Here is a 3,065-nt window from a genome sequence, read left to right as displayed (position 1 = left end):
GTAGATGAGGCAATTAGAGAGGTTGCGAAAATATCCCAAAATGGAAAAGATTATTTTCATGATGTACAACTAGCAGAAGAACTAATTCATCTTTTACGGAAAAAACAAAAAGAATTGATTCATTTTGGAGATGATATTGCTTATGCAGCCAATTCGTTACGAGATAAAGATAATCAATTAGGGACAAATTTTGAAGGGCTGGCGGTGAGATAATACGATGGATTTTATAGGGGAAATTCAAAAAATAGAGAAAGAAATAGAGAAAGCTGCTGTAGGTACAGTTGGAACTATTATGGATGAGTTGCAAGCTGTTAAAAAGCAATTAGAAAAAGAAATGCAACAATCATTTTTAAAAACTGATGTAGCATTCAAAACAAATAGCATAGTAACAAGTCAAAAACATGCCATTCAAAAAAATAAAGAAGCCTTTCATGATGTATGCAAAAGTTTATCTGAACAAGGAATTGAATTAAACAAAAGTTTTGAAAGTAAAACGGGTAATGCAATAAAAGAAACATTACATAAACATCTCGATCAAATTCGGAATGAAATGATTTCTAAACAATATGATTTAATTAATAGTTGTGGAAAGAAATAAAAAAATAAAGAATTGCTATTATTATTTTAATCTATATGCATACAAAAAAGTCCTCTTATGTAGGACTTTTTTGTATTTGAAAAGTAAACTTTTGAATATTAGTTTACTTTCATTACCGCTAAAGCATTGACTTCTCACTAAATAACCTGAAAGCCTCAGTTCACGAAACAAAAATATACATTCAAAACACTGTGAATAAAAGAGTCTAAAATCCATGAACAAAAAACCACATCTCATTGATGTCCACCCCATTTTTCTTTAAAATCCTATACGTATTTTCCCTCCATCTTCTATATGCTTCCTTAAATAATAATACTTATGGAGTTCTATAATCATATAAAACAAGACAAACGAAAACACTGTGCATGCAGACATAAATACAATTGCCCCCATCTGTTGTGTTGCAATGCTAAGAATTATATTAGTAATTAACTGCCCCAATCCCGCTGCAATAGCTGCTACTTTTACACCACCAGTTCCTTTCGATGATTTTGATTTTTTTCTTGGTTCCTGAAGTTTTTCAATATGATTTTTATAAAAATGATACAAAGCAAAACCATACAAACCAAATGAAAGAATAAAATAGATGGGAGTTTGTAATTGTAACACTTCATAAGCATATTTTTGAGTTATAACCAATAATCCGACTGAACATATGGTGCCATATACTCCTCGAAATAGAGTGTATTGTAATTGTCGTTTCCGAGGATTGATAGCAATCCATATTGCCCATAAATTTAAAAAAGCAACTGGTGGAACTATTATGTACATATATATCGGTTAAAAAGGATTCGCAAAAGCAGGCAAAAGCACAAATATATCTGCTATCCCAATAACAAGAGTAATTATAGTCGATTTTATATCATTTACAGCATAAAGAGCCATATAATATTCAAAAGCTTTTTTATTAAAATCTGTATTTTTTTTCATGTTAATTAAACCACCCTGCTACTGTTGACCAAGTTTTTATCGCACCCGTTTTCACCATATCCTTAATACTATCATCTTCATCTTCACCATCACCATCACCATCTAAATCAACATCCCATTTTACACCTTCTGTGAAATATTATTCCCTTCTCGAAAAGAAGATCAACCCATTAATAAAATCTAGGCTTATCAAMAATTTCAAAAAGCCARAGATTTTGCYGGTATMGARTCTATTGGKACYCACACCATGCGCAAAACCTTCGGYTATTGGTTCTATAAACAAACTAAAGATGTAACCATGTTGCAAGACATACTCAATCACAGCACACCACAAATTACACTTAAATACATTGGTATCAATAAAGAAGAAAAAGATAATGTCCTTGATACATTCCTTATTTAACCCAAAAATATTAAAATATTAAAATATGAATACTATAAAAATTAACTCTCTACTTCCCATCAAAATTATGGTAATCCTATTAAACCTGGGGTTACCCCTTCTACCTTTGCCCATTCAAACGAGCACTCAACTAACATTTGATTCTTACACTTAATTTTTAATAAACCTTCTTCTTCTATCGTATTTATTTCAAAATAATCAATTATATTTTCTGTCCCTAAACCTTTTATTGTTAAATTATGAATAGTAAAGAAAGATATCTCTACATAAATTACATCCCACTTATTCCATCGTTTTGGCTTGTTTTCAACATTTTCCTTTGTCATCAATTGAATAACTAAAGTAGGACCATCTCTTTTAAGACGCACATCTAATAACTCTGATTCTTCAAACTTTGGTATTTTCCCAAAAATACTAATTAACGCTTGTGGATTTAAAAATTTAAATTGATCAATCATTTTTATACTCCCTATTTTTTATTTCTCTTCTCAAAATAATAATGATCCTCCATACCATCTACCTGTCCTGTTCGTGTATTGTATTCAGGTCTTACATTATGATGCGGTGGCTGATCTCCAATTCCACCTTCTCCAAACTTATGACCCTCTGAATGATCTTGAATTATAATTTTTTGACCTTTTACTTCATATGTTAATTCTCGAGTCATAATAGGCTGTTTATTATCATTTAATATCCTTTTACCATTACTATCTGTTAATGGTACCATTTTTTGACTAATCGGGTGTTGAAATCTAGGTATATTTAATTGTCTTTTAATTGTCTTTTAATTTCTTTTAAACTAGCTCCCCTAGATTCATGAGAATTTTTCCCCTCAATCTTCTTAACTCCAAAGGTTTGATTTATATTATCATTTAATCCTTTACTTTTTTCTCTACTTGCATATACAAACAAATCTTCAACTCTAGGCAATTCATTTTTGAATGTACCCATACCTGCAAAAGCAAAGCGATCCCCCATTTGTAAATTACTTGTAATATGCGAAAAAGTTTGCGGAATCTCGTTTTTTGCTAGTTTGGTCACTTTACCCGCTTGACCTAATTTACTCGCTTTACTTAATCCTTTATCACCAATAAGTCCTAATCCAACTTGTATTAAAGCATAACTTCCCCACTT

The 3,065-nt window shown here is 30.8% G+C and carries 5 protein-coding genes and 3 pseudogenes; 3 read left to right on the top strand and 5 right to left on the bottom strand.

The annotated features are described in order from the left end of the window. Positions 1-213 (top strand): annotated as a pseudogene (locus AC1DJR_RS23890) (alpha/beta hydrolase family protein); the annotation flags it as partial. A 4-nt stretch (positions 214-217) separates the two neighbouring features. Beyond that, positions 218-598, top strand: a complete 381-nt coding sequence (locus AC1DJR_RS23885) for a hypothetical protein (protein ID WP_002169044.1) — start codon at positions 218-220, stop codon at positions 596-598. A 258-nt stretch (positions 599-856) separates the two neighbouring features. On the opposite strand, the gene AC1DJR_RS23880 is transcribed toward AC1DJR_RS23885, so the two are convergent. Together AC1DJR_RS23880 and AC1DJR_RS23875 are read right to left on the bottom strand one after the other, a co-directional pair. Next, positions 857-1,369, bottom strand: a complete 513-nt coding sequence (locus AC1DJR_RS23880) for a hypothetical protein (RefSeq protein ID WP_429688850.1) — start codon at positions 1,367-1,369, stop codon at positions 857-859. A gap of 9 nt (positions 1,370-1,378) precedes the next feature. Then, positions 1,379-1,528, bottom strand: coding sequence for a hypothetical protein (locus AC1DJR_RS23875; protein ID WP_429688849.1), 150 nt, complete (start codon positions 1,526-1,528; stop codon positions 1,379-1,381). 139 nt (positions 1,529-1,667) lie between these two features. Here AC1DJR_RS23875 and AC1DJR_RS23870 point away from each other — a divergent pair. After that, positions 1,668-1,931 (top strand): annotated as a pseudogene (locus AC1DJR_RS23870) (tyrosine-type recombinase/integrase); the annotation flags it as partial. Positions 1,932-1,996: 65 nt separating this feature from the next. On the opposite strand, the gene AC1DJR_RS23865 reads toward AC1DJR_RS23870, so the two are convergent. The 3 genes and pseudogenes from AC1DJR_RS23865 to AC1DJR_RS23855 form a co-directional block, all read right to left on the bottom strand. Then, positions 1,997-2,389, bottom strand: coding sequence for an immunity 50 family protein (locus tag AC1DJR_RS23865; protein ID WP_000566919.1), 393 nt, complete (start codon positions 2,387-2,389; stop codon positions 1,997-1,999). 11 nt (positions 2,390-2,400) lie between these two features. Beyond that, positions 2,401-2,658 (bottom strand): HNH/endonuclease VII fold putative polymorphic toxin, encoded by a 258-nt coding sequence (locus AC1DJR_RS23860; RefSeq protein WP_002064018.1) that lies wholly within the window; start codon positions 2,656-2,658, stop codon positions 2,401-2,403. Between the two features lie 224 nt (positions 2,659-2,882). Then, a pseudogene (locus AC1DJR_RS23855) lies at positions 2,883-3,065 on the bottom strand (hypothetical protein); the annotation flags it as partial.

Source organism: Bacillus sp. 05T31, assembly GCF_056396725.1.
This window is presented reverse-complemented; position numbering and strand designations above follow the sequence as displayed.

Excerpts from the sequence above, each read along its gene's own strand:
- AC1DJR_RS23885 (WP_002169044.1), top strand. The coding sequence starts at position 218 with ATGGATTTTATAGGGGAAATTCAAAAAATAGAGAAAGAAATAGAGAAA.
- AC1DJR_RS23875 (WP_429688849.1), bottom strand. The coding sequence starts at position 1,528 with ATGAAAAAAAATACAGATTTTAATAAAAAAGCTTTTGAATATTATATG.
- AC1DJR_RS23865 (WP_000566919.1), bottom strand. The coding sequence starts at position 2,389 with ATGATTGATCAATTTAAATTTTTAAATCCACAAGCGTTAATTAGTATT.
- AC1DJR_RS23860 (WP_002064018.1), bottom strand. The coding sequence starts at position 2,658 with ATGGTACCATTAACAGATAGTAATGGTAAAAGGATATTAAATGATAAT.
- AC1DJR_RS23880 (WP_429688850.1), bottom strand. The coding sequence starts at position 1,369 with ATGTACATAATAGTTCCACCAGTTGCTTTTTTAAATTTATGGGCAATA.